At 71.3% G+C, this 24,702-nt stretch carries 23 protein-coding genes; 6 read left to right on the forward strand and 17 right to left on the reverse strand.

Annotated features, from left to right (window positions below):
• From ABZ930_RS26095 to ABZ930_RS26115, 5 genes are all read right to left on the reverse strand, one after another.
• A partial coding sequence (locus tag ABZ930_RS26095; protein WP_361552325.1) for a DUF4118 domain-containing protein occupies positions 1 to 1,484 on the reverse strand: 1,484 nt, incomplete at its 3' end.
• 137 nt (positions 1,485 to 1,621) lie between these two features.
• On the reverse strand, positions 1,622 to 2,830 hold the full coding sequence (locus ABZ930_RS26100) for an alginate lyase family protein (protein WP_361552328.1): 1,209 nt from the start codon (positions 2,828 to 2,830) through the stop codon (positions 1,622 to 1,624).
• A gap of 199 nt (positions 2,831 to 3,029) precedes the next feature.
• Entirely contained in the window at positions 3,030 to 3,806 is a 777-nt protein-coding gene (locus ABZ930_RS26105) for a DUF3710 domain-containing protein (RefSeq protein WP_361552330.1), read from the reverse strand.
• A gap of 1 nt (position 3,807) precedes the next feature.
• Complete coding sequence (gene dut / locus ABZ930_RS26110; RefSeq protein WP_361552333.1) at positions 3,808 to 4,353, reverse strand: dUTP diphosphatase; 546 nt, start codon at positions 4,351 to 4,353, stop codon at positions 3,808 to 3,810.
• Complete coding sequence (locus tag ABZ930_RS26115; protein WP_361552336.1) at positions 4,350 to 4,934, reverse strand: PaaI family thioesterase; 585 nt, start codon at positions 4,932 to 4,934, stop codon at positions 4,350 to 4,352. Before ABZ930_RS26115 ends, dut begins: the two co-directional genes overlap by 4 nt.
• A gap of 58 nt (positions 4,935 to 4,992) precedes the next feature.
• Between ABZ930_RS26115 and ABZ930_RS26120 the strand changes: the two genes are divergently transcribed.
• Positions 4,993 to 5,451, forward strand: a complete 459-nt coding sequence (locus ABZ930_RS26120) for a DUF3093 domain-containing protein (RefSeq protein WP_361552339.1) — start codon at positions 4,993 to 4,995, stop codon at positions 5,449 to 5,451.
• Here ABZ930_RS26120 and ABZ930_RS26125 read toward each other — a convergent pair.
• The 4 genes from ABZ930_RS26125 to ABZ930_RS26140 form a co-directional block, all read right to left on the reverse strand.
• Positions 5,440 to 6,447 (reverse strand): hypothetical protein, encoded by a 1,008-nt coding sequence (locus tag ABZ930_RS26125; RefSeq protein WP_361552342.1) that lies wholly within the window; start codon positions 6,445 to 6,447, stop codon positions 5,440 to 5,442. The genes ABZ930_RS26120 and ABZ930_RS26125 overlap by 12 nt on opposite strands.
• Before the next feature lie 13 nt (positions 6,448 to 6,460).
• Positions 6,461 to 6,757, reverse strand: coding sequence for a DUF4193 domain-containing protein (locus ABZ930_RS26130; protein ID WP_018535993.1), 297 nt, complete (start codon positions 6,755 to 6,757; stop codon positions 6,461 to 6,463).
• A gap of 450 nt (positions 6,758 to 7,207) precedes the next feature.
• The gene (locus ABZ930_RS26135) at positions 7,208 to 8,461 is read right to left on the reverse strand and encodes a HAMP domain-containing sensor histidine kinase (RefSeq protein ID WP_361552346.1); all 1,254 of its coding nucleotides are present in this window, start codon (positions 8,459 to 8,461) and stop codon (positions 7,208 to 7,210) included.
• A gap of 7 nt (positions 8,462 to 8,468) precedes the next feature.
• A complete protein-coding gene (locus tag ABZ930_RS26140; protein ID WP_111662538.1) occupies positions 8,469 to 9,122 on the reverse strand; it encodes a response regulator transcription factor in 654 nt (217 codons plus the stop codon).
• A gap of 349 nt (positions 9,123 to 9,471) precedes the next feature.
• On the opposite strand from ABZ930_RS26140, the gene ABZ930_RS26145 reads away from it, so the two are divergent.
• Entirely contained in the window at positions 9,472 to 9,645 is a 174-nt protein-coding gene (locus ABZ930_RS26145) for a hypothetical protein (RefSeq protein ID WP_361552350.1), read from the forward strand.
• 90 nt (positions 9,646 to 9,735) lie between these two features.
• Here ABZ930_RS26145 and ABZ930_RS26150 read toward each other — a convergent pair whose 3' ends face one another.
• Both ABZ930_RS26150 and ABZ930_RS26155 read right to left on the reverse strand, forming a co-directional pair.
• Positions 9,736 to 10,533: an inositol monophosphatase family protein gene (locus ABZ930_RS26150; RefSeq protein WP_361552353.1), complete on the reverse strand. Its 798-nt coding sequence runs from the start codon at positions 10,531 to 10,533 to the stop codon at positions 9,736 to 9,738.
• A 10-nt stretch (positions 10,534 to 10,543) separates the two neighbouring features.
• The gene (locus ABZ930_RS26155) at positions 10,544 to 11,683 is read right to left on the reverse strand and encodes a ferrochelatase (protein WP_361552355.1); all 1,140 of its coding nucleotides are present in this window, start codon (positions 11,681 to 11,683) and stop codon (positions 10,544 to 10,546) included.
• A 165-nt stretch (positions 11,684 to 11,848) separates the two neighbouring features.
• On the opposite strand from ABZ930_RS26155, the gene ABZ930_RS26160 reads away from it, so the two are divergent.
• The gene (locus ABZ930_RS26160; protein ID WP_361552358.1) at positions 11,849 to 13,105 is read left to right on the forward strand and encodes an MFS transporter; all 1,257 of its coding nucleotides are present in this window, start codon (positions 11,849 to 11,851) and stop codon (positions 13,103 to 13,105) included.
• Entirely contained in the window at positions 13,053 to 14,384 is a 1,332-nt protein-coding gene (locus ABZ930_RS26165; RefSeq protein WP_361552361.1) for a D-arabinono-1,4-lactone oxidase, read from the forward strand. The genes ABZ930_RS26160 and ABZ930_RS26165 overlap by 53 nt, the downstream gene beginning before the upstream one ends.
• 6 nt (positions 14,385 to 14,390) lie before the next feature.
• On the opposite strand, the gene ABZ930_RS26170 is transcribed toward ABZ930_RS26165, so the two are convergent.
• Entirely contained in the window at positions 14,391 to 15,674 is a 1,284-nt protein-coding gene (locus tag ABZ930_RS26170) for a hypothetical protein (RefSeq protein ID WP_361552364.1), read from the reverse strand.
• A gap of 522 nt (positions 15,675 to 16,196) precedes the next feature.
• Between ABZ930_RS26170 and sepH the strand changes: the two genes are divergently transcribed.
• Positions 16,197 to 17,285 (forward strand): septation protein SepH, encoded by a 1,089-nt coding sequence (gene sepH / locus ABZ930_RS26175; protein WP_361552367.1) that lies wholly within the window; start codon positions 16,197 to 16,199, stop codon positions 17,283 to 17,285.
• A 66-nt stretch (positions 17,286 to 17,351) separates the two neighbouring features.
• Here sepH and ABZ930_RS26180 read toward each other — a convergent pair whose 3' ends face one another.
• Entirely contained in the window at positions 17,352 to 18,209 is an 858-nt protein-coding gene (locus ABZ930_RS26180; RefSeq protein ID WP_361552370.1) for a sulfurtransferase, read from the reverse strand.
• Between the two features lie 284 nt (positions 18,210 to 18,493).
• Here ABZ930_RS26180 and ABZ930_RS26185 point away from each other — a divergent pair, with 284 nt between their 5' ends.
• A complete protein-coding gene (locus ABZ930_RS26185; protein WP_361552373.1) occupies positions 18,494 to 19,270 on the forward strand; it encodes a VOC family protein in 777 nt (258 codons plus the stop codon).
• Positions 19,271 to 19,307: 37 nt separating this feature from the next.
• Here the strand turns inward: ABZ930_RS26185 and ABZ930_RS26190 are convergent, their stop codons facing one another.
• The 4 genes from ABZ930_RS26190 to ABZ930_RS26205 all read right to left on the reverse strand — a co-directional run bounded on the left by ABZ930_RS26190 (position 19,308) and on the right by ABZ930_RS26205 (position 24,688).
• Positions 19,308 to 19,958, reverse strand: coding sequence for a thymidine kinase (locus tag ABZ930_RS26190; protein WP_361552376.1), 651 nt, complete (start codon positions 19,956 to 19,958; stop codon positions 19,308 to 19,310).
• Positions 19,959 to 20,009: 51 nt separating this feature from the next.
• On the reverse strand, positions 20,010 to 21,197 hold the full coding sequence (locus tag ABZ930_RS26195; protein ID WP_361552379.1) for a nucleotide pyrophosphatase/phosphodiesterase family protein: 1,188 nt from the start codon (positions 21,195 to 21,197) through the stop codon (positions 20,010 to 20,012).
• A complete protein-coding gene (locus tag ABZ930_RS26200; protein ID WP_111662547.1) occupies positions 21,197 to 21,793 on the reverse strand; it encodes a DUF5998 family protein in 597 nt (198 codons plus the stop codon). Before ABZ930_RS26200 ends, ABZ930_RS26195 begins: the two co-directional genes overlap by 1 nt.
• Positions 21,794 to 21,880: 87 nt before the next feature.
• Complete coding sequence (locus ABZ930_RS26205) at positions 21,881 to 24,688, reverse strand: GNAT family N-acetyltransferase (protein WP_361552382.1); 2,808 nt, start codon at positions 24,686 to 24,688, stop codon at positions 21,881 to 21,883.
• Positions 24,689 to 24,702 lie beyond the last annotated feature (14 nt).

The raw sequence follows: 24,702 nt of genomic DNA on the forward strand, positions 1-24,702 counted from the left end.
ATCTCCGACTCCGCACGCAACCGCGCCGCCTGATGCGTACGCCGGGCCGCCAGATCCACCACCGACGCCACCGACACCGCCACCCCGACGAAGATCGCGATGGCCACGATGTTCTTCGGGTCCGCGACGGTCCACAGGTGCAGCGGCGGGGTGAAGTAGTAGTTCAGCAGGAGCGAGCCGAACGCCGCCGACGCGAGCGCCGGCAGCAGCCCGCCGACCAGCGCCGCCGCCACGATCAGGGACAGGAACAGCAGCATGTCGTTGGCGAGGCCGAGGTCGCTGTCCACGTTGGTGAGGATCAGCGCGAGCAGCGCGGGCCCGCCGACGCCGATGAGCCAGCCCCACACGACGCGGGACCGGCCGAGCCGGGCGCCGCGGGCGACGGGCAGGCCGCGTCCCTTGGCGACCTCCTCGTGCGTGACGATGTGCACGTCGAGGTCGGGGCCCGACTCACGGGCGACGGTGGCGCCGACGCCGGGCCCGAACATGTACTGCCAGGTCTTGCGGCGGGAGGAGCCGAGGACGATCTGCGTGGCGTTGACCCCGCGCGCGAACTCCAGGAGGGCGGCGGGAATGTCGTCGCCGATCACATGATGGAACGTTCCGCCGAGGTCCTCGACGAGCGTGCGCTGGAGCGCCAGCTCCTTCGGGGACGCGGCCGTGAGCCCGTCGCTCCGCGCGATGTACACCGCCAGGACCTCGCCCCCGGCGCCCTTCTCCGCGAGCCGCGCCGCCCTCCTGATCAACGTACGGCCCTCGGGACCGCCCGTCAGACCGACGACGATGCGCTCGCGGGCCTGCCAGGTGGAGCGGATGTTGTGCTCGCCCCGGTACTGCTGGAGGTAGGCGTCGGCCCGGTCGGCGACCCACAGCAGGGCCAGCTCGCGCAGCGCCGTGAGGTTGCCGGGACGGAAATAGTTCGAGAGAGCCGCGTCGACCTTGTCCGGCTTGTAGATGTTGCCGTGCGCCATCCGCCGGCGCAGCGCCTGCGGCGACATGTCGACCAGCTCGATCTGATCGGCCCGCCGGACCATCTCGTCCGGCACGGTCTCGCGCTGCCGGACCCCGGTGATCGACTCGACGACGTCGCCCAGGGACTCCAGATGCTGGATGTTCACCGTCGAGACGACGTCGATGCCCGCGGCGAGCAGCTCCTCGACGTCCTGCCAGCGCTTGGCGTTGCGGGAACCCGGCACGTTCGTGTGGGCCAGTTCGTCGACGAGGGCGACGGCGGGGGCCCGTCGCAGGACGGCGTCCACGTCCATCTCGCGGAAGACCGATCCGCGGTACTCGATCTCCGCCCGCGTCACCTGCTCCAGGCCGTGCAGCATCACCTCGGTGCGCGTACGCCCGTGGTGCTCGACGAACGCGACCACGCAGTCGGTACCGCGCTCGACGCGGCGGTGCGCCTCGGAGAGCATCGCGTACGTCTTGCCGACGCCCGGTGCCGATCCGAGGTAGATCCGTAGCTTGCCGCGTCCCATGGCCCCATTGTCTTTCAGTCACCGCTCCACGCAGCGTCGACCTTACGGCCAATAATTCCGACAAAAGGGATAGAGGCCTGGTGGGCGGGCGGCTTTGACGCAACCCTGATGCGCCGAAGCCGCCCGCCGGCGTACGCCTAACTCGGGTTCTCGGCGTGCGTCAGGGTCTCCCAGGCCACGAACAGGTTGTTGGACCCGGCGGGCCGCTGCTGCTCGGTGAGCTTCTGGGTGTTGGTCATCGCGGTGCCGAGGCGGGTGTGCAGCGCGTTGTAGCCGACCTCGGTGACCGGCCCGAGACCGCGGTTGACGCTGCCGCCGCACAGCCAGCCGGGCGGCGCCTCGCCGAGCTCGTACTTGGCCTGGAAGCCGAGCGCCTGCCGCAGCCGCTCACCGACGTCCGTGCCGTACAGGTCCTGCCCCTGGATGCGGCTGGTCTCGGCGATGTGCGAGATGGCCGAGATGCCGTACCCGGTGTGCGTGAAGTCGCGGCAGGTCTCCTGCGTCAGGCCCGTCACGAAGGTCGACTGGCCCTGCCAGTAGCCGACGATCTTCGCCTTGGTGTCGAGGTTCTGGCTCGGCACGGTCTTGGGCAGGTCGCCGTCAGAGGCGAGATAGACGTACGCGGCCGTCCGGGTCCGGAACTTCGCCATGGCCTTGTCGTACGAGGTCTTGTCCTCCAGGAAGACGGAGATCCCGACGGCGGCCTCCATCATCGACAGCTCCCAGTTGCCGTTGGAGTTGGAGCCGTTGATGACCTTCGGCAGGTAGACGTCGCGCAGCATCGTCCTGAAACGGCCCTCGTTCGCCCAGCCGCCGCTGTACGTGTACTTGATGATCTCGGCGGCCTTGGGCCAGGAGGAGCCGGCCCAGCCGGTCTGCAGCGGCGCGTTGCTGTTGGTGTGCTCCTTGATCGTCCCGGACCAGGCGTCCATGAGCGCGATCGACTTCTTCGCGTAGCGCTCGTCGCGGGTGAAGTACCAGGCGAGGGCGTCGGTGTACGCGGCTATCGCGTCCTCGCGCTCGTCGGTGCAGCCGTAGTTGGGGTTGGAGTACGAGCCGCACTCGACGGTGGCACGGGGCTTGGGGGTGCGGTTCAGGTCCGCGTACTTGCTGCCCATCATCTGGTCGAAGGCGCCCTTCCAGGGCTGCGCCCCGGCGTCGACCTTGGCCTTGGCGAAGTCCAGCTGCCCCTGGGAGACGGTGACTCCGGGGTGGGCGAAGGTGCTCGGCGCCGCGTCGGCGCGGTCGGCACCGGGCCAGGCGAGGACACCGGCGACGAGAGCCGTGACGGTGGTCGTCAGGGTGGCGAGCAGGGCTGTGCGCGATCTTCTGTGACGAGCCTGCATGGTGGGGGCCATCCGTTCCCGTATATGAACGTGGGGCGCCAGTGTGAACTCTGGCGTTGGCCGGTGACCCTAGGTACGGACCAGCCTTCCGTCAAGTACTGAAGAAAGAACGGCAGTTGAGAGCCGGGCAGCAAAAAGCCGGGGGCCGCGCACCCTTGCGGATGCGCGGCCCCCGGCCGCGTACGACAACCGTGCCGCGTCAGCGCACCTCGGTGATCTCCGGGCCGCGGGCCAGCTGACCCATGCCGCCGGAGAAGCGCGAGGCCTCCTGGCTGTCCTGAGCGGCGCCCTCGGCGACCATCTGCGCGTCGTCCGGGAGCTTCAGGACGATCGGGTCGCGCGGGGCCATCGGACCGTCACCGCGCACCACGACCGTGTCGCGGAAGATCTGCTCGAGCAGACCGGCGGCCTGCGGCTGCACCGCACCCTGACCCGAGATCACACCGCGCAGGAACCAGCGCGGGCCGTCCACACCGATGAACCGGACGACCTGGAAGCCGCCCGTGCCGTCGGGCAGCTGCACCGGCACCTGGGCGCGCAGCTCCCAGCCGAGCGAACCCTCGATCTCGTCGATCACACCACCCTGCTGGGTGATGCCCGTGGCGATCTCCTCGCGGACCTCGCCCCAGATGCCCTCCTTCTTGGGGGCGGCGAAGGCCTGCAGCTGGATCGCGCTGTCCCTCAGGACCACGGTCGCGGCGACGATCGCGTCGCCCGCGACCTCCACCCGCAGCTCCATGCCCTCGACACCGGGGACGAAGAGACCGCCGAGGTCCACCCGGCCCTCGCCGGGCTCACGGACCTCGGAGCCGTCCCAGGGGCCGTCGGGACGCGGCTCGGGCTCGAGTCGCACCCGCTGCGACCCGGCTGCGGCGTCATCGGCACCGTCGGCGCTGTCGTCGACGACCTGCTCGGCCTCGCCCGCCGCGTCCACTGCGTCCTCAGCGGAGCTGTTCTTCTTGCGACGTCCGAACACGTCACTGTCCTTCCCGGTCGGATACGACCGAAGCGTATCGATTCCCACCCTTTTGACCGCCTGTGTCCTCGACGGTCCCGGCGGAGACACCCACAGAGGCATGCCCACCGGTGGACCCGAAGCCCCCCTCGGCCCGCGCCGATCCGGGAAGCTCCGCGACCTCGCGGAAGCGAACCTTCTCGACCTGCTGGACGACCAGTTGGGCAATCCGGTCGAAGCGCTCGAACCGCACGCTCTCGCGCGGGTCGAGATTCACCACGATCACCTTGATCTCCCCACGGTACCCGGCATCCACCGTCCCCGGGGCATTCACCAGGGCGACACCGCAGCGGGCGGCAAGACCGGATCGCGGGTGCACGAAGGCCGCGTACCCCTCGGGCAGGGCGACAGACACTCCGGTGGGCAGCACCGTCCGCTCGCCGGGGGCGAGCTCGTACGCCTCGGTGGTCCGCAGATCGGCGCCTGCGTCGCCCGGCTGCGCGTACGCGGGCAGCGGTACATCGGGGTCGACGCGCCGGATGAGCACGTCAAGGAGCTGCTGGGTCACGGGTTCACCTCGAAGGCACGGGCGCGCCGGATCTGGTCCGGGTCGCTCATGGCCGCCTGGATCTCTTCCTGACGGCCGTTGTCGATGAAGTGGTCGACCTTCACCTCGATGAAGAGGGCGTCGGCACGGACGGCGACGGGCCCGTCGGGGCCGCCGATCCGGCCGGTCGCGGTCGAGTAGATCTTGCGCCCGGCCACCGCGGTGATCTCGGCGGACAGATGCAGCACGGTGCCCACCGGCACGGGCCGCACATAGTCCGTCTCGAGGCGTCCCGTGACGGCGATGGCCTGCGTCAGCCAGTTCAGCGAGCCCAGCGTCTCGTCGAGCGCGGTGGCCAGCAGGCCGCCGTGTGCGAGGCCGGGGGCGCCCTGGTGCTCGGGGCGTACGGTGAACTCGGCGGTGACGGTGACGCCGTCGCCGGCCCGTGCCGCCAGGTGCAGCCCGTGCGGCTGTTCGCCGCCGCAGCCGAAACAGTGTCCGTAGTGCGGGCCGAGGAGTTCGCCGGGGGCGGGCGCGTCGGGGTGCCGCACGGGCGCTATCGCGTCGGCGGGGGGCGTCAGAGCTGCTGAAGTACCACTCACAGGCGCAGACCTTACCCGCGGGTCCTGTGCCCGCACGCATCGTGCCAAGCTAGTCCGCATGGAGCTCTCGACGATGCCGTACGAAGAACGACTCACCGCGCCCCGTTCGTGGTGGGTCATCACCTTTCTCGTCGGTGTCGCGGGCGGCATCATCGCGCTGCCGTTCGGCACGCTCCCGCTGCTCGGCGGCTTCGTCGTCGGCCTGCTCGTGGCCGCCGTCATCACCAGCTCGTACGGCTCGATCCGGATCCGGGTCGTGGGCGATTCGCTGATCGCGGGCGACGCGAAGATCCCGCTGTCCGCGCTGGGCGCCGTGGAGGTGCTGGACGCCGAGGAGGCGCGCGCCTGGCGCATGCACAAGGCGGACCCGCGCGCCTTCATGCTGCTGCGCAGCTACGTGCCGACGGCGGTGCGGGCCGAGGTCGTGGACCCCGAGGACCCGACCCCGTACGTGTATCTCTCGACCCGCGAACCTGAAACTTTGGCAAAGGCTCTGGGCGGCGGGTCAGCCCTCTAGCTCCAGGGGGTCCGCGGGGGCTTCCAGGGGCGGCAGGTCGCCGAGTTCGTCCCAGGGCACCTGGGCGGCCCGCAGGTCCTTGCGGATCCGCTCGGCGAGCTTCCTGGTGTCCCGTCGGTTCATGACCGCGCCGACGGCGGCGCCGACCATGAACGGCGTCAGGCTCGGCAGGTTCCGCACCATCCGCTTCATGATCTGCTGACGCAGCTCGCGCTTCATCTGGCCGCCGAGCGCCGCGTTGACCGTCATCGGCTTCTTCACGTCGATACCGCGCTCGTCCGACCAGGAGTGCAGATAGGCCGTGCTGCGGTCCTTCAGATTGCCGGGCGGGCGCAGTCCGTAGACCTCGTGCAGCTCGGCGATGAGCTTGAGCTCGATCGCGGCCACGCCCGTGATCTCCGCGGCCAGCTCGGTGGGCATCGCGGGCGGTACGGGGAGCATCGCCGCGGCGCCGACTCCGGCGCCCACCGTGGACGTCGCTCTCGCCGCGCCGGCGACCAGCTTGTCCGCGAGCCGCTCGGGCTCCAGGCCGGGGAACTGTCGGCGGAGGGTCGCCAGGTCCCGTACGGGCACCCGTGGCGCGTTCTTGATGATCTGGTCGGCGAGATAGCCGATACCGGCCTTGGCGGCGGCGCCGCCCTTGGCCATCCCCGTTCTCGCGGCGCTGCCGCCTTTCGCCATCCCCGATCTCGCGACGTCGCCGCTCTTGCGGACGCCGTCCATGACGGCGGCCATCCGGCCTCTGAGCGCCGCGTGCGTCTCGGCGGCCGGGTCGGTGTCGTACAGCTCCACGGCGCCCGAGGCGTCCGCGGACGCCGCTCTCGCCGGGTCTCCCGACAGCTCGTGACCGTCCGCCGATTCGAGCGAGGCCTCTTCACCGGCTGCGCCGGGGAAAGAGCCTCGCTCGTCGTCACGCACGGCCTCTGACGGGCCTTGAGCCGCATCCCTGCGCTTGCTCCAGGTACGGCGCTTCCAGGGCGGGGTCGAGCCAGTCATGCCCGACCCTGCCTCAGTCGCAGTCGCGGCAGATCGGCTGCCCGTTCTTCTCCCGCGCGAGCTGGCTGCGGTGGTGCACCAGGAAGCAGCTCATGCAGGTGAACTCGTCCTGCTGCTTGGGCAGGACGCGGACGGCCAGTTCCTCGTTCGAGAGGTCGGCGCCCGGGAGCTCCAGACCCTCGGCCGCCTCGAACTCGTCCACGTCGACATTCGACGCGGACTTGTCGTTCCGCCGGGACTTCAGTTCTTCGATGCTGTCCTCGTTGAGGTCGTCATCGGTCTTACGTGGAGTGTCGTAGTCCGTTGCCATGTCGCCTCTCCCCCTCTGGGTGTCTGCAGGTGTCTCAGCGCACGTAACGCATGAGAGGCCGGACTTGTGCCCGACCTGAGGCGGAGATTTTGCCTCACATCAAGGTCTGTTACTCAATCGACACCCAACCGGATCCCCCGAGAGTGATCAGCTTGGGTGGCGAACGGGACCGTACACGGTCCTGATGTCGCACTGCACGACCGCCATCCCGTGTACTTCCCGTGATCAAGGCGCCCGAAAACCCGGATTTTCCAGGCTTTCTGCCGCCTTGAGCGATCACGGACTGTAGATGGCCCGAAATTCGCCCATGTGATCGATCCCACACGGCTTCTCCGGGCGCAGGTCCCGAAAATTCCGCTAAAAGCGAACTCGGTCAGCGCGTCGGCGGAAGCATGTCAGATCCGCACGCGCTGTGCATCTCGAACCGGGCCGGTCGTGCCGACGACTGGCCTAGAGCGGCAGGGTGACGCGCATCACCAGGCCACCCCCCTCGCGGGGCTCGGCGGCGATGCGGCCGCCGTGGGCGCGCGCCACGGACCGGGCGATGGACAGGCCGAGACCCACGCCCTTGTCGCTGCCGGTCCGCTCGGTGCGCAGCCGCCGGAACGGCTCGAAGAGGTTGTCGATCTCGTACGCGGGGACCACCGGCCCGGTGTTGGCCACGAGGAGGACCGCCTGGCCGTGCTGGGCCTCGGTGTCGACCTCGACCCAGCCGCCCTCCGGGATGTTGTACCGGATCGCGTTCTGTACGAGGTTGAGCGCGATGCGCTCCAGGAGTACGCCGTTGCCCTGGACGACCGCCTCCTTGCGCTCGCCGCGGATCTCCACGCCCTTCTCGTCCGCCTCGGACCTGGCCTGATCCAGCGCCTGGGAGGCGACCTCCGCCAGGTTCACGGGCTTGCGCTCCACGATCTGGTTGTCGCTGCGGGCGAGCAGCAGCAGGCCCTCCACGAGCTGTTCACTGCGCTCGTTGGTGGCCAGGAGGGTCTTGCCGAGCTGCTGGAGCTCCACGGGGGCGCCCGGATCGGAGAGATGGACCTCCAGGAGGGTGCGGTTGATCGCGAGCGGGGTGCGCAGTTCGTGCGAGGCGTTGCCGACGAAGCGCTGCTGGGCGGTGAACGCCCGCTCCAGGCGGTCGAGCATCTCGTCGAAGGTGTCCGCCAGCTCCTTGAGCTCGTCGTCCGGGCCGTCCAGCTCGATTCGGCGCGTCAGGTCCGTGCCGGCCACCCGGCGCGCGGTGCGCGTGATGCGGCCGAGCGGCGACAGCACGCGGCCGGCCATGGCGTAGCCGAAGGCGAACGCGATGATCGCGAGGCCGAGCAGCGCCATGAGCGAGCGGCTGAGGAGGACGTCGAGCGCGTGCTGGCGCTGCTGGTTGACGCAGGCGTTCAGCGCGTCGTTCAGCTGGGAGTCCGAGGGGCTGGAGGGGAAGCTGCAGACGTTGCTGACGATGCTGACCTGGTTGTTCTCGGTGACGACCTTGAACGGCAGCTCGCTGCCCACGTTCAGCGCCTGCGCCGCCAGCAGATAGATGATCGACAGCAGCAGGATGCCCGCGATCAGGAACATGCCCCCGTACAGGAGCGTGAGCCGTATCCGGATCGTGGGCCGCAGCCAGGGGAAGGGCGGTTCGTCCTTCGGTCCGGGCAGCCATGTCGGCTTCGGTGGCGCCGTGGGCTTGGGGGGCGCGGGTGAGGAGGCCATCAGCGGATCAGATCCGGTACCCGGAGCCCGGCACGGTGACGATGACGGCGGGTTCGCCCAGCTTGCGGCGCAGGGTCATGACGGTGACCCGGACGACGTTGGTGAACGGGTCCGTGTTCTCGTCCCAGGCCTTCTCCAGGAGCTGTTCGGCCGAGACCACCGCTCCCTCGCTGCGCAGCAGGACCTCCAGGACGGCGAACTCCTTGGGCGCGAGCTGGATCTCCTTGCCGTCGCGGAACACCTCGCGGCGGTTGGGGTCCAGCTTGATGCCGGCGCGCTCCAGGACGGGCGGCAGCGGCACGCTCGTACGGCGTCCGAGGGCGCGGACACGGGCCGTCAGCTCGCTGAACGCGAAGGGCTTGGGGAGATAGTCGTCGGCGCCGAGCTCCAGGCCCTCCACGCGGTCGCTGACGTCGCCGGAGGCGGTCAGCATCAGGATGCGGGTGGACATGCCCAGCTCGACGATCTTCCGGGCGACGTCGTCGCCGTGCACGAGCGGGAGGTCGCGGTCGAGGACGACCACGTCGTAGTCGTTGACGCCGATGCGCTCCAGGGCGGCCGCACCGTCGTACACGACGTCGACGGCCATGGCCTCCCGGCGCAGTCCGGTGGCCACCGCATCGGCGAGCAGTTGCTCGTCCTCGACGACGAGTACGCGCACGTCGCTTGTCCTTCCACTAAAGCCTTCGGTCACCCACGGACAGCGCTCGGGCGCGCGTGGGCAGGTCCGGTCACGGGGTTGTGTGTCACCATCCTGCCCCTTTCGGCCATAAACCGGCTGTAAGACGGCCTGGCGTCCGGGGAATGCGGGATTTTCTCGACGGGTTGAGGTTTCTGCGGAAGGGCGCGCGGGGAGGACGGCACTACATCCGCGATCACGCTTTGTATGTGGCATGCCACGAGCCGCTGTCGAGTCCGCTTCCCGCAGGGCGGTCCGATACGTGATCGCCCCTTCCAGAGGGCACACCCCCGTGCCACCGACCCACGACCCAGGACGAGGGGGCGCAACCATGGACGCATTCACCGCAGGCCTGCTGCAGCGCATAGAGGCTGCCGAAACCGACCTGACGCGGGCACGTGAGACCGGCGACGACTTCCTCGCCGAGGTCGAGCAGGGCGAGCTGGACGATCTCCACCGTCTCGCCGCCGAGCACGGCGTGGAGATCCACGCCACGACCGTCTGACGCACCGCGCACGCACGCACCGCACACAGGGAAGGGCCCCGGCGCCTGGTTCGATCCAGGCGGGCGCCGGGGCCCTTTCGCGTGTGCGGGTCAGTCGTGCCAGGCGCCGAGCTCCTCCAGCCGGTTCTGCAGCGCCTCGAAGAGGCCGGGCGGGGCGGCGACGGTCAGCTCGCTCGACAGGGCGGCGCCGGGACGGCCGCCGGTGCGGGCGCCCGCCTCGCGCGCGATGAGGTCACCGGCCGCGAAGTCCCAGGGGTTCAGGCCGCGCTCGTAGTACGCGTCGAGACGGCCGAGGGCCACGTCGCACAGGTCGATGGCAGCCGAGCCGCCGCGCCGGATGTCGCGGACGCGCGGCACCAACTCCCGTACGACATCCGCCTGATGGGCCCGCCGCTGCGCCAGGTAACCGAATCCGGTACCGACCAGGGCCTGCTCGAAGGGCGGCGCGACACGCACGCGCGCGGGCTTGTCGTTCACGAACGCGCCGCCGCCGAGGACGGCGCGGTAGGTCTCGCCGCGCATCGGGGCAGCGACGACTCCGACGAGCGTCTCGCCGTCCTTGCGGGCCGCGATGGAGACGGACCAGTCGGGGCGCCCGTACAGGTAGTTGACCGTGCCGTCGATGGGGTCGATCACCCACTCGACGCCGCTGGTGCCCTCCGAGGAGGCGCCCTCCTCGCCGAGCACGCCGTCGTCGGGGCGGCGCTCCGCCAGGAAGTCCGTGATCAGCTTCTCGGAGGCGATGTCCATCTCGGTGACCACGTCGACGGCGCTCGTCTTGGTGGCGGCGACGCCGAGGTCGGCCGGGCGGCCGTCCCGCAGGAAGACTCCCGCGCGGGCGGCCGCCTCCAGGGCGACGTCGAGCAGCTCTGCCTTCAGATCGGTCACAGCGGTGTCCTTACGCGTACGGGCTGTCGGCGCCCGCGGCCGCGGGCTTGGGGGCGCGGGCCGGGCAGCAGCCCACCGGGCAGAGGTCGTGGCTCGGGCCGAGCGCGCCAAGTGCGCAGCGTGTGACGTTCCTGCCGCTCTCGGTGGCGGCGCGCTCCAGGACCAGCTCGCGGACGGCGCCGGCGAAGCGCGGGTCGGCGCCGACGGTCGCGGAGCGGCGCACCGGCAGGCCGATCTCCTCGGCCTTGTCCGTGGCCTCCGTGTCGAGGTCGTACAGGACCTCCATGTGGTCGGAGACGAAGCCGATGGGGGCCATGACGACGGCGGGGGCACCGGCGGACTTCCGCTCCTCCAGGTGGTCGCAGATGTCGGGCTCCAGCCACGGGATGTGCGGGGCGCCGGACCGCGACTGGTAGACGAGCTGCCAGGGGTGGTCGACGCCGGTCTCCTCGCGCACGGCGTCGGCGATCAGCCGCGCGACGTCCAGGTGCTGCCTCACGTACGCGCCGCCGTCACCCTGGCCCTCGACGGGCCCGGAGGTGTCGGCCCCGGCGGTCGGGATGGAGTGCGTGGTGAAGGCGATGTGGGCGCCGTCCCGGACGTCCTCGGGAAGATCGGCGAGCGACTTCAGGACGCCGTCGACCATGGGTCGCACGAAGCCCGGGTGGTTGAAGTAGTGCCGCAGCTTGTCGATGGTCGGGAGTTCGAGACCCTCGGCCTCCAGGGCGGCCAGCGACTCCGCGAGGTTCTCGCGGTACTGGCGGCAGCCCGAGTACGAGGCGTACGCGCTGGTGGCGAGGACGAGGATGCGGCGGTGGCCGTCGGTGACCATCTCGCGCAGGGTGTCGGTCAGGTAGGGCGCCCAGTTCCTGTTGCCCCAGTAGACCGGCAGGTCGAGGCCGTGCTCGGCGAAGTCCTTGCGCAGGGCGTCGAGCAGCGCCCTGTTCTGGTCGTTGATCGGGCTGACCCCGCCGAACAGGAAATAGTGCTGCCCGACTTCCTTGAGCCGTTCCTTGGGGATGCCGCGGCCCCTCGTCACGTTCTCCAGGAACGGGACGACGTCGTCAGGTCCCTCCGGGCCTCCGAAGGAGAGCAGGAGCAGGGCGTCGTAAGGGCGGGCATCGAGGCTGGCAGCGTGCGCTTCTGGCATGTGTTCGATCCTGCCACCCGTCACTGACAGGCGGAAAACTGCCATGCCGGTCGAACTCTGACACGCGTAAGCTGTTTGGGCCGCGTTCACGCCTTACCAGTTACGCCCCGTACCGTGCCGAGCCGCCCTCGGGCGCGCCCGGGTGCCCGCCCGACCGGAGTCGCTTTGCCCAGCCCCTACCGCGCCATCTTCGCCCTGCCCGGCACCAAGAGCTTCTCGATCGCCGGATTCCTGGGGCGGATGCCTCTGTCGATGATGGGCATCGGGATCGTGACGATGGTCTCGCAGCTCACCGGGCGCTACGGCCTCGCGGGGGCGCTGTCGGCGACGGTGGCGCTGTCCGCCGCCGCGATCGGGCCGCAGATCTCCCGCCTCGTCGACCAGTACGGCCAGCGGCGCGTGCTGCGTCCGGCCACGCTCGTCTCGCTCGTCGCGGTCACCGGGATGCTGTTGTGCGCGAAGTACGAGGCGCCGGACTGGACGCTGTTCGTGAGCGCCGCGTTCATCGGCTGCGTGCCGAGCGTCGGGTCGATGATCAGGGCCCGGTGGGCGGTGCTGTACCGGGAGACTCCGCGGTCGCTGCACACGGCGTACTCCTTCGAGTCCGTGATCGACGAGGTGTGCTTCATCTTCGGGCCGATCATCTCGATCGGTCTTTCCACGGCGTGGTTCCCGGAGGCGGGGCCGCTGCTCGCGGGCTGCTTCCTCGCGGTCGGTGTCTTCTGGCTGACCGGGCAGCGGGCCACGGAGCCGCTGCCGCACCCGCGGACCCAGGAGAGCTCGGGTTCGGCGCTCCGCGCGCGCGGGTTGCAGGTTCTGGTGGCCACGTTCATCGCGACGGGCGCGATCTTCGGCTCGATCGACGTGGTGACGGTGGCCTTCGCCGAGGACCAGGGACACAAGTCGATGGCCAGCCTCGTGCTCGCCGTGTACGCGGCCGGGTCGTGCGTCGCCGGAGCGGTGTTCGGACTGCTGCACTTCAGCGGGGCCCCCGCGCGCAGGTGGGTGGTGGGAGTGTGCGTGATGGCCGTGAGTATGATCCCCCTCCAACTGGTCGGGAACCTGTCACTCCTGGCCGTGGCGCTCTTCGTAGCGGGCCTGACCGTCGCTCCCACGATGATCACGACGATGGCCCTCGTCGAGCAGCACGTACCGCGCGCGAAGCTGACCGAGGGCATGACCTGGGTGAGCACCGGACTGACGGCCGGTGTCGCGCTCGGCTCGTCCGTGTCCGGCTGGGTGATCGACGCCGCCGGTGCGAAGGCCGGGTACGGGGTGCCGGGGATCTCCGGCGCCGTCGCGGTCCTGGTCGCGTTCCTGGGGTACCGCCGGCTGAAGCAGCCGGTTCCGCAGCGGGGAGGAACAACCGATGAGCACGGCGCAGACGGGCAGCAGCAGCAAGAGCGGCGCAGCGTGGCGTAACTGGGCGGGGAACGTCGTCTCGCGTCCCGTGCGTGAGGTGACGCCCGCCTCGGTCGAGGAACTGACCGCGGCGGTGCGCGGGGCCGCGGAGGACGGGCTGAAGGTGAAGGCCGTCGGCACGGGCCACTCCTTCACGGCCGCGGCGGCGACCGACGGTGTCTTGATCCGTCCTCAACTGTTGACGGGCATACGGAACATCGATCGTGACAAGGGCACTGTCACGGTCGAGGCCGGCACCCCGCTCAAGCGGCTCAACATGGCCCTGGCCCGCGAGGGTCTGTCGCTCACGAACATGGGCGACATCATGGAGCAGACCGTCTCCGGCGCCACCAGCACCGGCACGCACGGCACGGGCCGCGACTCGGCCTCCATCGCCGCGCAGATCAAGGGACTCGAGCTGGTCACGGCGGCCGGGGAGCTGATCTCCTGCTCGGAGACGGAGAACCCCGAGATCTTCGCCGCCGCCCGGATCGGCCTGGGCGCGCTCGGCATCGTCACCGCGATCACCTTCGCCGTGGAGCCGGTCTTCCTGCTCACCGCGCGCGAGGAGCCGATGAGCTTCGACAAGGTGCTCGCGGACTTCGACGAACTGCACGCCGAGAACGAGCACTTCGAGTTCTACTGGTTCCCGCACACCGGTAACTGCAACACCAAGCGCAACAACCGCAGCGCGGGCCCCGAGGCGCCGGTCTCGGCGGTCAGCAGCCTGTGGGAGGACGAGATCCTCTCCAACGGCCTCTTCCAGGTGGTCAATTCGATCGGCCGGGCCGTGCCCGCCACGATCCCGGCGATCGCCAAGGTCTCCAGCAAGGCGCTCTCCGCCCGGACGTACACCGACATTCCCTACAAGGTCTTCACATCTCCGCGCCGGGTGCGCTTCGTGGAGATGGAGTACGCGGTTCCGCGCGAGGCCCTGGTGGCGACGCTGCGCGAGCTGAAGTCCATGGTGGACGGCTCGGATCTGCGGGTCAGCTTCCCCGTGGAGGTCCGCACCGCCCCGGCGGACGACATCGCGCTGTCCACGGCGTCGGGCCGGGACAGCGCCTACATCGCCGTCCACATGTACAAGGGCACCCCGTACCAGCGGTACTTCACCGCGGCCGAGCGGATCTTCACGGCCCACGAGGGCCGCCCGCACTGGGGCAAGGTGCACACCAGGGACGCCGAGTACTTCGCCAAGGTCTACCCGCGCTTCGGCGAGTTCACGGGCCTGCGCGACCGCCTGGACCCGGACCGCCTGTTCGGCAACGCCTACCTGCGCCGGGTCCTCGGCGACTGACCCGGCCTACTCCCCCGGCGTCTGCGCGCCGGTGTCGCTGGTGGCACCGGTGCCCGAGCCCGCGCTCTGCGACGGGGTCGGGGTGGGCGTCGGGGTGGACGACGCGCCGTCGCCGTCGTTGTCCGAGCCGTCGCCGGACCCCTGGTCGGAGCCGTTGTCCGTGCCGTCGCCCGTGTCGGAGCTGCTGCTTCCGCTCGGCGTCAGCGTGGGGGTGGTGTTCCCGTCCGTGGACGACCCGTCGCCGTTCTCCGCGGTGCCGTCCGTGCCGGTGCTGCCACCGTCGGACGGTTCCTGCGAGGTTCCGGGCGTCGGTCCGCCGCCGCCCGACGACTTGTTGTGCCCCTTGAAGGCGTCGCCGATGGTGGTGTCGCCGCCGCCGCTGAAACTCTGGCCGCTCACCAGCTCGTACGTCGTGATGCCGCCCATGGTGACGCCGAAGACCACGGCCGCGGCGATCAACGGCCGCTTCCAGCTCTTGACACGGGTGCGGTGCACCGTGCCCTCGGTGAACTCCTCGCCGCCCCCGTCCGGGGCCGGCGGCCGGCCGGATCCGTCGTCCGCGATCCGCAGCAGGCGCGTGGCCTCGTCGACGCCTTCGGTACTGATGAGCTGCGTCTTGTCCGGGTCGGCCGCCCGGACCGTGCCCAGCACGCGCGTACGGTCGTCGCCGTCGGCTTCGCCGCCCGCGAGGGTGGCGGTGGTGTCGGCCAGCAGGTCGGCCACCGCACCGGTGTCGAGCAGCTGCGTCCCCTCGAGGTCCGGCGCCGGGCCGCCGGACACCTGCGGCAGCACGGTGGTCCTGTCGGCGTCCGCGACGTGCGCGGTGTGCTCGGCGGCGGTGTCCGCCGGTTCCGCCCTGCCCCACGTGGTGGTGGCCGGAGCCGTCGGCATCGCGCTCACGGCGGGCCGCGCCGCGGGCGGGCGCTCGCCCGTGACCATCGCGGTCGTGGCGTCCATCGAGGTGTCCGAACGGAACGTGCGCGGGACGGGGCGCCCCTCGGCCGTCACCGGGACCTGCCGCCCCTTGGGCTTGGCGGTCACGGCGACGTCGCGTATCTGCTCGCCCGTGCGCCGGAAGAAGTGCTGGAAGACCGTGCCGCCACAGGTGGCGAGGGCACTGACCACACCGGCGCCCAGAATCGTCCCGTAGACACCGAAGCTGGAGGCGAGCTTCGCGGCCACGACGGCGGCGACCGCGCTGCCCGCCACCTGGGGCACGCTCAGATCCGGCCGCTTCCTCTCCTTGGGCTCACCCTGATCGTCCTTGGAGTTCTCCGGCTTCTCGCCCATCTCCTGACCTAGCCTGCCCTTCTCGACATATACGACGGATTCGCACAGAAGTTCCCGAGGTTACGCGAACTTCTTGTGTCGTACGAGAGAGGGACGTACACGAGGAGCGCTCAGTTCCGGTTCTGCAGATTTCGTGAAGCACGCCACGCACATTCCCCACGAACGGGACGCTCCAGGCGGCGGTCCCGTACCCAACTCCCCACCACCGTGAGAAGTTGAGCGGCGTGCCGATCCACGCGAGTGGCCCGAATGGAGTACTGTTGCGAGCCCTGGGTCCGGTCTCCCGCCAGGGTGTACCGGGGCCTTCCAGGACCGCCGGGAGGGGGCTCGTTGCACAGGGTGACGTACGCGGTCACTTAGCGTTGCGAACAAGTAACCGTGCCATAACGGCGATCTTGGGTCCATGCCCGACACGCCGGGCAACTCGGCAAGGTTGTGGCAGGCTGCACCCGGGCAGGCCACACTCGACTAGCGGAAGCAGCGACGCACGTGACGTCGGCAGGCACCACCCGGGAGGTCCCCATGCCCGAACTGCGTGTCGTGGCCGTCTCTAACGACGGCACACGGCTGGTGCTGAAGGCTGCGGACAGCACGGAGTACACGCTTCCGATCGACGAGCGCCTCCGGGCCGCCGTGCGCGGCGACCGTCCGCGTCTCGGCCAGATCGAGATCGAGGTGGAGAGCCACCTCCGCCCGCGTGACATCCAGGCACGCATACGAGCAGGAGCCTCCGCCGAGGAGGTCGCCCAGCTCGCAGGCATTCCGGTCGACCGCGTACGCCGCTTCGAGGGCCCCGTGCTCGCGGAGCGTGCGTTCATGGCCGAGCGGGCCAGGAAGACTCCCGTGCGCCGTCCCGGCGAGAACACCGGCCCCCAGCTCGGCGAGGCGGTGCAGGAGCGACTCCTGCTGCGCGGCGCCGACAAGGAAACCGTCCAGTGGGACTCCTGGCGCCGCGACGACGGCACCTGGGAAGTCCTGCTCGTCTATCGGGTCGCGGGCGAACCGCACTCGGCGAGCTGGACCTACGACCCGCCCCGCAGGCTCGTCCAGGCCGTGGACGACGAGGCGCGCTCGCTCATCGGCGAGTCCGACGACATCGGTGCGCCCGAACCCACGTTCCCGTTCGTGCCGCGTATCGCGCGGCTGCCCAGGGACCGGCCGCTGGACCGCGCTCTGGACCGGCCGCTCGACCGCGCCCTGGACCGGCAGCTGGAACGTCCCGCCCCGCCGCCGGAGCCGTCCTCCGAGGAGAACCTGCCGGCGATCGCCTCCTCCTCGGAGCGCGACTCGCTGACCAGCCTGCTGGAGGCGGTGCCCAGCTACCGCGGCGACATCGTGGTCCCCGAGCGTCCGACGACCGCTCCCGAGCCGCAGGAGGAGCCGGAGCCGCCCGCGGCCGCCGAGCTGGAGGAGCCGCCCGCCGCGTCGGCCGGCGCCGGAGCGGCGTACGCGGACGTGCTGATGCCGCGCTCCGTCGCGGGCCACCGGGACCGTCTCACCGGTACCACCGACCGGCAGGCCGAGGCCGACGGGGTGCGCCCCGGACGCCGGGCCGCCGTGCCGAGCTGGGACGAGATCGTCTTCGGCACGCGCCGCAAGAAGCAGGACTAGCGCCCAGAAGTACGCGGTCGGGGCCCGGGTCGTTCAACCCGGGCCCCGACTCCGTTTCCGGGACGGCTACTGCGGGTCGGGGCCCGTCGCCACCGGGCGGGCGGTGTCCGCCGACCACTGCGACCACGAGCCGACGTACAGCTGCGCGTCGATCCCGGCGACCGCGAGCGCCAGTACCTCATGGGCGCCGGAGACGCCCGAGCCGCAGTAGACGCCGACCCGGCCCGGATCGCCGGTCGCGCCAAGCGACTTGAAGCGCTCGGCGAGGTCGGCGGCGGGGCGGAAGCGGCCGTCGTCCGTGACGTTCTCCGTGGTCGGGGCCGACACCGCGCCGGGAATGTGGCCGCCGACCCGGTCGATGGGCTCCACGTCACCCCGGTAGCGCTCGGCGGCGCGGGCGTCCAGGAGCAGTCCGGAGCGGGCCAGCGCGGCCGCCGCATCCGCGTCGAGGAGTCCGGTGGCACCGGGTGCAGGGTCGAAGGTGCCGGGTCGCGGCGACGGGGTCACGGTCTCCGCGGGCCCCTCCCAGGCGGGCAGGCCGCCGTCGAGGACGCGGACCGACGGATGACCCGTCCAGCGCAGCAGCCACCAGGCGCGGGCGGCCGCCCAGCCCTGTCCACCGTCGTACACGACCACGTCGCGGTCCGCCGACACGCCCGCCGCCCGCATGGCCGCCCCGAACACGGCAAGGTCCGGCAGGGGGTGCCGGCCCGCCTCGGGGCCCGCCTGTCCGGCCAGCTCCCGGTCCAGGTCGACAAAGACCGCACCAGGGATGTGACCTGCGGTGTATGCGGCGCGGCCGTCGAATTCCGGGGCCCCGGCGGCCTTCGCGAGGCTGAGCTGCCAGCGGACGTCGAGCACGACGGGCGGTCGCTCCCCCGCCAACTCGCTCGCAAGTTCGGATGCGGTGATGATGGCATTCATGTGGGCCATCCTTGCTCATGCTCTGGCCCGAGCGCCCGCGTTCGGATAGCGTGCTCGATCGACTACACAGCGTCGACCGGTCGGTCACGGTCGGGTCATGGCGCGAGAGCGTACGCGACACACCGTATTCGGGCTTCCTCAGCGAGGGGCTCGGCGGTTCCGGCGCGGTCGGGGAGCGCCGCGCGGCACGCAGTGCCACCATCAGCACGGGCGCGAAGCGACGCGTGGGAGCCCGATGCAGGGCCCGAGGATTCTGGTCCGAGACGTCCGAGGAGAGAGTGACGATGACCGAGGCAGCAGCCCGGCGCGCGCCCGGCACCCCTTGCTGGGTGAGCCTGATGGTGCACGACATGGCGGCGACCCAGGACTTCTACGGGGCGCTGTTCGGCTGGGAGTTCAGGCCAGGGCCGCAGCAGCTCGGCCCCTATGTGCGGGCCCTGCTCGACGGCGCGGAGGTGGCCGGCATCGGCCAGTTGCCGCCCGATCGACAGCTGCCGATCGCCTGGACGCCGTATCTGGCCGCGGAGGACGTGGACGTGACGGCGGAGTCGGTGCGGCACTGCGGCGGCACGGTGGGCGTCGGCCCGCTGGACGCCGGGGAGGCGGGCCGGATGGCGATCGCCTCCGACCCGGTGGGCGCGGTGTTCGGGCTCTGGCAGGCGGCCGCGCACCTGGGCATGGCGACGACCGGCGTGCCCGGCTCGGTGGTGTGGAACGAACTGGTGACGCGGGAGACCGCGAGCGTCGCCAAGTTCTACCAGGCGGTCTTCGGGTACAGCGAAGAAGCCGTGGTCTCGGCCGACTTCGACCATCTGGCGCTCTGCCTGGCGGACGGGCCGGTGGCGTCCGTGCAGGGTGTGGGGCACGCCCTGCCCCGTGATCGGGGCTCGCACTGGATGACGTACTTCGAGGCCGCGGACGTCGACGAGGCCGTGGAGCGGGTCGCCGATCTGGGCGGGCACGTGGTCCGGCCTGCGCGGGACGGCTCACACGGACGGGTGGCCACGGTGGCGGATCCGGAGGGGGCACGGTTCGCGCTCGTGGCGTCGCGGGAGGACTGATCCCGGCGCCGGCCGGACGGGCGCGGGCTGCGGGTTCTCAGGCCGGGGCCACCGGCAGTACGTCGGGCGAGAGCGCGGCGGCCCGCGCACCCGCGCTCGTCATCCGGCGCCGGTGGTGGCGTCGGCACAGCACCTCGTAGCCGATCCGGTCCTCGGCCTGGTCGACGTCTCCGACGACGACCTGGGCGCCTTCGACGACCATCTCCCCGTTGACGGTGCGGGCGTTGTGCGTGGCGCGCGCGCCGCACCAGCACAGCGCCTCGACCTGGAGCACCTCGACGCGGTCGGCGAGTTCTACGAGCCGCTGCGAGCCGGGGAACAGCTTGGAGCGGAAGTCGGTCGTGATGCCGAAGGCGTACACGTCGAGTTCGAGGTCGTCGACGATCCGGGCGAGCTGGTCGATCTGGCCGGGGGCGAGGAACTGCGCCTCGTCGGCGATCACGTAGTCCACCTTGCCGCCCTGGGAGAAATGATCGACGACGTACGCGTACACGTCCAGGTCGTCGGCCACCTCCACGGCGTCGGTGACGAGGCCGAGGCGTGAGGAGAGCTTTCCCTCGCCGGCCCGGTCGTCCCGGGTGAAGATCATGCCCTGGAGGCCGCGGGCGGAGCGGTTGTGCTCGATCTGCAGAGCCAGGGTGCTCTTTCCGCAGTCCATCGTTCCGGAGAAGAACACCAGCTCGGGCATGGGAGGTCGAGCACCTTTCGGATCGTGCGGCGGGAGGGCAGGGGGTGGGGGTCAGGAACGTACTTCGAGGAGCGGTACGAGCTGTTCCGCCGGGGTCATGGAGCCGTGGTTGCCCACCATCAGAGACTCCTTCGGCTCGCTCTGCGAGGCGATGATGAGGACGTCGTCGCGGGCGGCCGCGATGACGTCGCCGAGCCGGTCGTAGACCCGCTGGTCGACCTGCGGGCCGAACCAGCCGGCGGCGATCGCCTCGTCGCGGCTCGCGATCCAGAACTGCTCACCGAGCACCTCGCGCCAGACGGCGAGGACGTCGCCCTGGGCACCGGGCACGGCGTAGACATGACGGGCGCGGCCCTCGCCGCCGAGCAGGGCGACGCCCGCGCCCAGCTCCCAGTCCTCGTCGAAGTCGATCCGGGACTGCTCGTCGAAGGGAATGTCGACCATGCCGTGGTCCGCGGTGACGTACAGGGCGCTGCGCGGCGGCAGTTGCTCGGCGAGGCGCTGGGCGAGCCGGTCGACGTACATCAACTGGCCGCGCCACGGGTCGGAGTCGAGGCCGAAGCGGTGCCCCTTGCCGTCGACCTCGCTGTAGTACGTGTAGACCAACGACCGGTCCCCCGCCGCCAGTTGCTCGGCGGCCAGGTCCATGCGGTCCTCGCCGGAGAGCCGGCCGTAGAAGGTGCCGCCGCTGAGCGCGATCTTCGTGAGGGGGGTGGATTCGAAGGCGGGGGCGGAGACCTGGGCGGTGCGCACGCCCGCGTCGTGGGCGCGCTGGAAGATCGTGGGGTAGGGCTGCCAGGTCTTCGGCTTCGTCCACGGCTTCCAGCGGAGCTGGTTCATCAGCCGGCCGGTGTCCGGATCGCGCACCGTGTAGCCGGGCAGGCCGTGGGCGCCGGGCGGCAGTCCGGTGCCGACCGAGGCGAGGGAGGTCGCGGTGGTCGCCGGATAGCCGGCGGTGATCGGGCGGCCCGTGCCGCCGCGCGAGGACGCTATGAGCGAGTGCAGGAACGGCGCCTCGTCGGGGTGTGCCTTCAGCTGCTCCCAGCCGAGGCCGTCGATCAGGAAGACACAGGCCCGGTCGACCGGGGCCAGCTCGGTGATGGCCGGGGTGCAGTCGGGGACGCCCAGGTGGGCGCCGAGGGTGGGCAGCAGGTCCGCGAGGGATCCGGTGCCGTACGCCGGGACGGGAGCGGTGTGGACGGGCAGCGGCTCTACGTCGTCCCAGGCGGCCTGCGTCATCAGCGTCCCGCGTCCGCGGTGGCCTCGGACAGGGACTGGGCGAAGGCGAGGGCCTGGCGCACGGTCTCCGGACCGTCGCCCGCCTCGCTGACACGCAGGCTCAGGTCGTCCGCCGTCGAGCTGCCGGTGTAGCCGTGGTCGGCCTCGCAGTTGGGGTCGCCGCAGGCGGCGGGCTCCAGGTCGAGGCGGGAGACGGCGCCCCAGCCGATGGTCAGCACGACCTCGCGGGGCAGGGTGCCGGGGACGTACTTCTCCGGATTGGCGACGACCCGGCTGAGCACGACCGACGAGATCCGGTCGAGCTTGACGGACTCCGTGGACGTCGTCGCGTACGGCGTCGGGGAGGTGCTGTCGGCGGCCTGCTCGTCGGTGTGGCTGACGATGAAACGGGTGTCGGTCAGGACCAGGACGGTGACATGACGACGGACCTCGTTCGCATCGAACGTGGTCTCCTGGTGGACGAGGTACGACGAGATCGGCTCGCCGCCGACCGCGGCCTCCACCGCCTCGGCCACGAGGGCCGGGTAGTAGCCGCTGCGCTCGATCGCCGCTCGCAGCCCTTGGGTCGTCGTACTGGTCTTGGCCATGGGGTCCATCCTAAGGCCCGGGAAGAGGCTGCCGATGCGCCTGTGGATAACTCTCCGTAAGGGCATTTCGCGGCATTGCCGGGGACGCGGGGCGGGTCAGTAGGCGCTGGGCAGTGTGCGCGGGCCCAGGTCGTCGCGGGCGGGCGGGGGCGCGAGCCGGACGGAGGCGCCGAGCACGGTCAGCCCGGTCTGCGCGACCACGACCGGTTCGAGGGCGACGCCGACGACCTCGGGGTGGTCGTCGACGAGCCGGGACACCCGCTGGAGCAGTTCCTCCAGGGCGGGTGTGTCGACGGGGGCGGCGCCGCGCCAGCCGAAGAGGATCGGGGCCGTCTTGATCGAACGGACGATCGCCTGGGCGTCGCGGTCGGTCACCGGGATCAGGCGGTGCGCGGTGTCGCCGAGCAGTTCGGACGGGGCGCCGGCCAGGCCGAAGGAGAGCACGGCACCGGCGGCCGGGTCGATGACAGCGCGGACGACGGTGTCGACACCGCGCGGCGCCATGGCCTGGACGACCGGCCGCAGTTCGGCCGGTCTGCCGAGCCGGTCGGTGAGGTCCTCGTAGGCGCGGCGCAGATCGTCCTCGTCGGCGAGGTCGAGGCGGACGCCGCCGAGGTCCGCGCGGTGGCGCAGGTGCGGGGCGGTCGTCTTCAGCGCCACCGGGTAGCCGAGCGTGCGGGCTGCTTCGGCGGCCCGGTCTGCGTCGGGGGCCGACAGGGTCGGGCGGACGTCGATCCCGTAGAGGGAGAGCAGTTCGCGGGCGTCCTCAGGGGCGAGGTCCGTACCGCGCGGGTCGTCCTCCTTGGCGAGCAGCCCGGCGATCAGGGCGGCCGCGGCCTGCTCGTCGACGCGGTCGTACTCGGGCACCTTGCCGGGTTCCGCCGCGTCGCGCCGCCACTGCGCGTACCTGGCGGCCTGGGAGAGGGCGCGGACGGCGCGCTCGGCCGCGGGGTAGGCGGGGATGAGGCGCGGGGCGCCCTCCGGGGTCGCGGCGGTCGCGGGGGCCGGCCGGGAGGGGGCGTTGGGTCCGGTGCTGGTCGCGGCGGACAGCGCCTCGGCGAGGCCGCCGAGCTCGACGTGGACGACGAGCACGGTCTTGGTGGGGGCGGTGGCCGCGGCCGCGCTCAGGGCGGCGGCCAGTTCGGCGTCCCCGGTCGGGTCCTCCCCCACCACCGGCATCGCGGTGACGACGACGGCGTCGGTCTTGTCGTCGGCCAGCGCCTCCTCCAGAGCGGCCCGGAAGTCCGCCGCGGAGGCGCGGGTGGTGAGGTCGCGCGGCGTCTTGGGCCGCAGTCCCTCGGAGAGCGCGACGTCGTAGGTGAGCAGACCGAGCGACTCCGAGTTGCCCAGGATGGCGACGCGCGGGCCCGCGGGCAGCGGCTGGCGCGCCAGCAGGAGCCCGGCGTCGACGAGTTCGGTGATCGTGTCGACGCGGATGACACCCGCCTGGCGCAGCAGGGCGGAGACCGTGGCGTAGGGCAGGCGCGTGGCACGGACGGCGTGCCCGGTCGGCGCGATGCCGCTGTGCCGGGCTCCCTGTACGACCACCAGGGGCTTGGCGGCCGCCGTGCGACGGGCGAGGCGGGTGAACTTGCGCGGGTTGCCGATCGATTCGAGGTACATGAGGGCGACGTCGGTGTCGGCGTCGTCGTACCAGTACTGCAGGACGTCGTTGCCGGAGACGTCGGCGCGGTTGCCCGCCGAGACGAAGGTGGAGACGCCGGTGACCCCGGTGACGCCGCCGCCCCTGCGGTGCAGCCGGGCCAACAGGGCGATGCCGATGGCGCCGGACTGGGCGAACAGGCCGATGCGTCCGGCGCGGGGCATCTCGGGGGCGAGCGAGGCGTTGAGCCGTACTTCCTGGGAGGTGTTGACCACCCCGAAGGCGTTCGGCCCGATGATGCGCATCCCGTAGGTGCGTGCCTGGCGGACGAGTTCGCGCTGGCGCTCCCGGCCCTCCGCGCCGCTCTCCGCGTATCCGGCGGACACGACGACCAGGCCCTGCACTCCGCGTGCGCCGCATTCGGCGACGATCTCGGGGACGTGCGTCGCGGGCACGGCGACCACGGCCAGGTCCACGGGTTCGGCGGGGTCGATGTCCTTCACGGAGCGGTGGGCGGGGGCTCCGTCCACGTCGGTGAGGTCGGCGGGGAACGCCTTGTTGACGGCGTAGAGGCGGCCGGTGAATCCGGCGTCCTTGAGGTTGCCGAGAACGCTGCGGCCCACTCCTCCGGCCGTGCGTCCGACACCGATCACGGCGACGGAGCGGGGGGCGAGGAGGCGTTGCACGGAGCGGGCCTCGGCGCGCTGCTCGCGCGCGTGCTGCACGGCGAGGGACGCCTCGGTGGGCTCGATGTCGAACTCCAGGCGGACGACGCCGTCCTCGAAGCTGCGCTTCTGGGTGTACCCGGCGTCCCGGAACACCTTGATCATCTTGGTGTTGGCGGGCAGCACCTCGGCGGCGAACCGGCGGATGCCCCGCTCGCGCGCGACGGCCGCGATGTGTTCCAGCAGGGCGGAGGCGACGCCGCGCCCCTGATGGGCGTCCTGCACCAGGAAGGCGACCTCGGCCTCGTCGGCCGGGGCGGAGGCGGGCATTCCTTGTGCGTTGATCCGGTCGTAGCGGACCGTCGCGATGAACTCGCCGCCCACCGTGGCCGCGAGGCCGACCCGGTCGACGTAGTCGTGATGGGTGAAGCGGTGCACGTCCTTGGCGGACAGCCGCGGGTAGGGCGCGAAGAAGCGGTAGTACTTCGACTCGTCCGAGACCTGCTCGTAGAAGCTGGTCAGCCGCTCGGCGTCCGCGGTGGTGATGGGCCTGATCCGGGCGGTGCCGCCGTCGCGCAGCACCACGTCGGCCTCCCAGTGGGCGGGATAGGCGTGCCGGTCCGACGGGGTCTCCATGCCGCAAGGGTAGG

Origin of the sequence: Streptomyces sp. NPDC046716 (assembly GCF_040645755.1) — a bacterium.
Classification (GTDB): domain Bacteria; phylum Actinomycetota; class Actinomycetes; order Streptomycetales; family Streptomycetaceae; genus Streptomyces.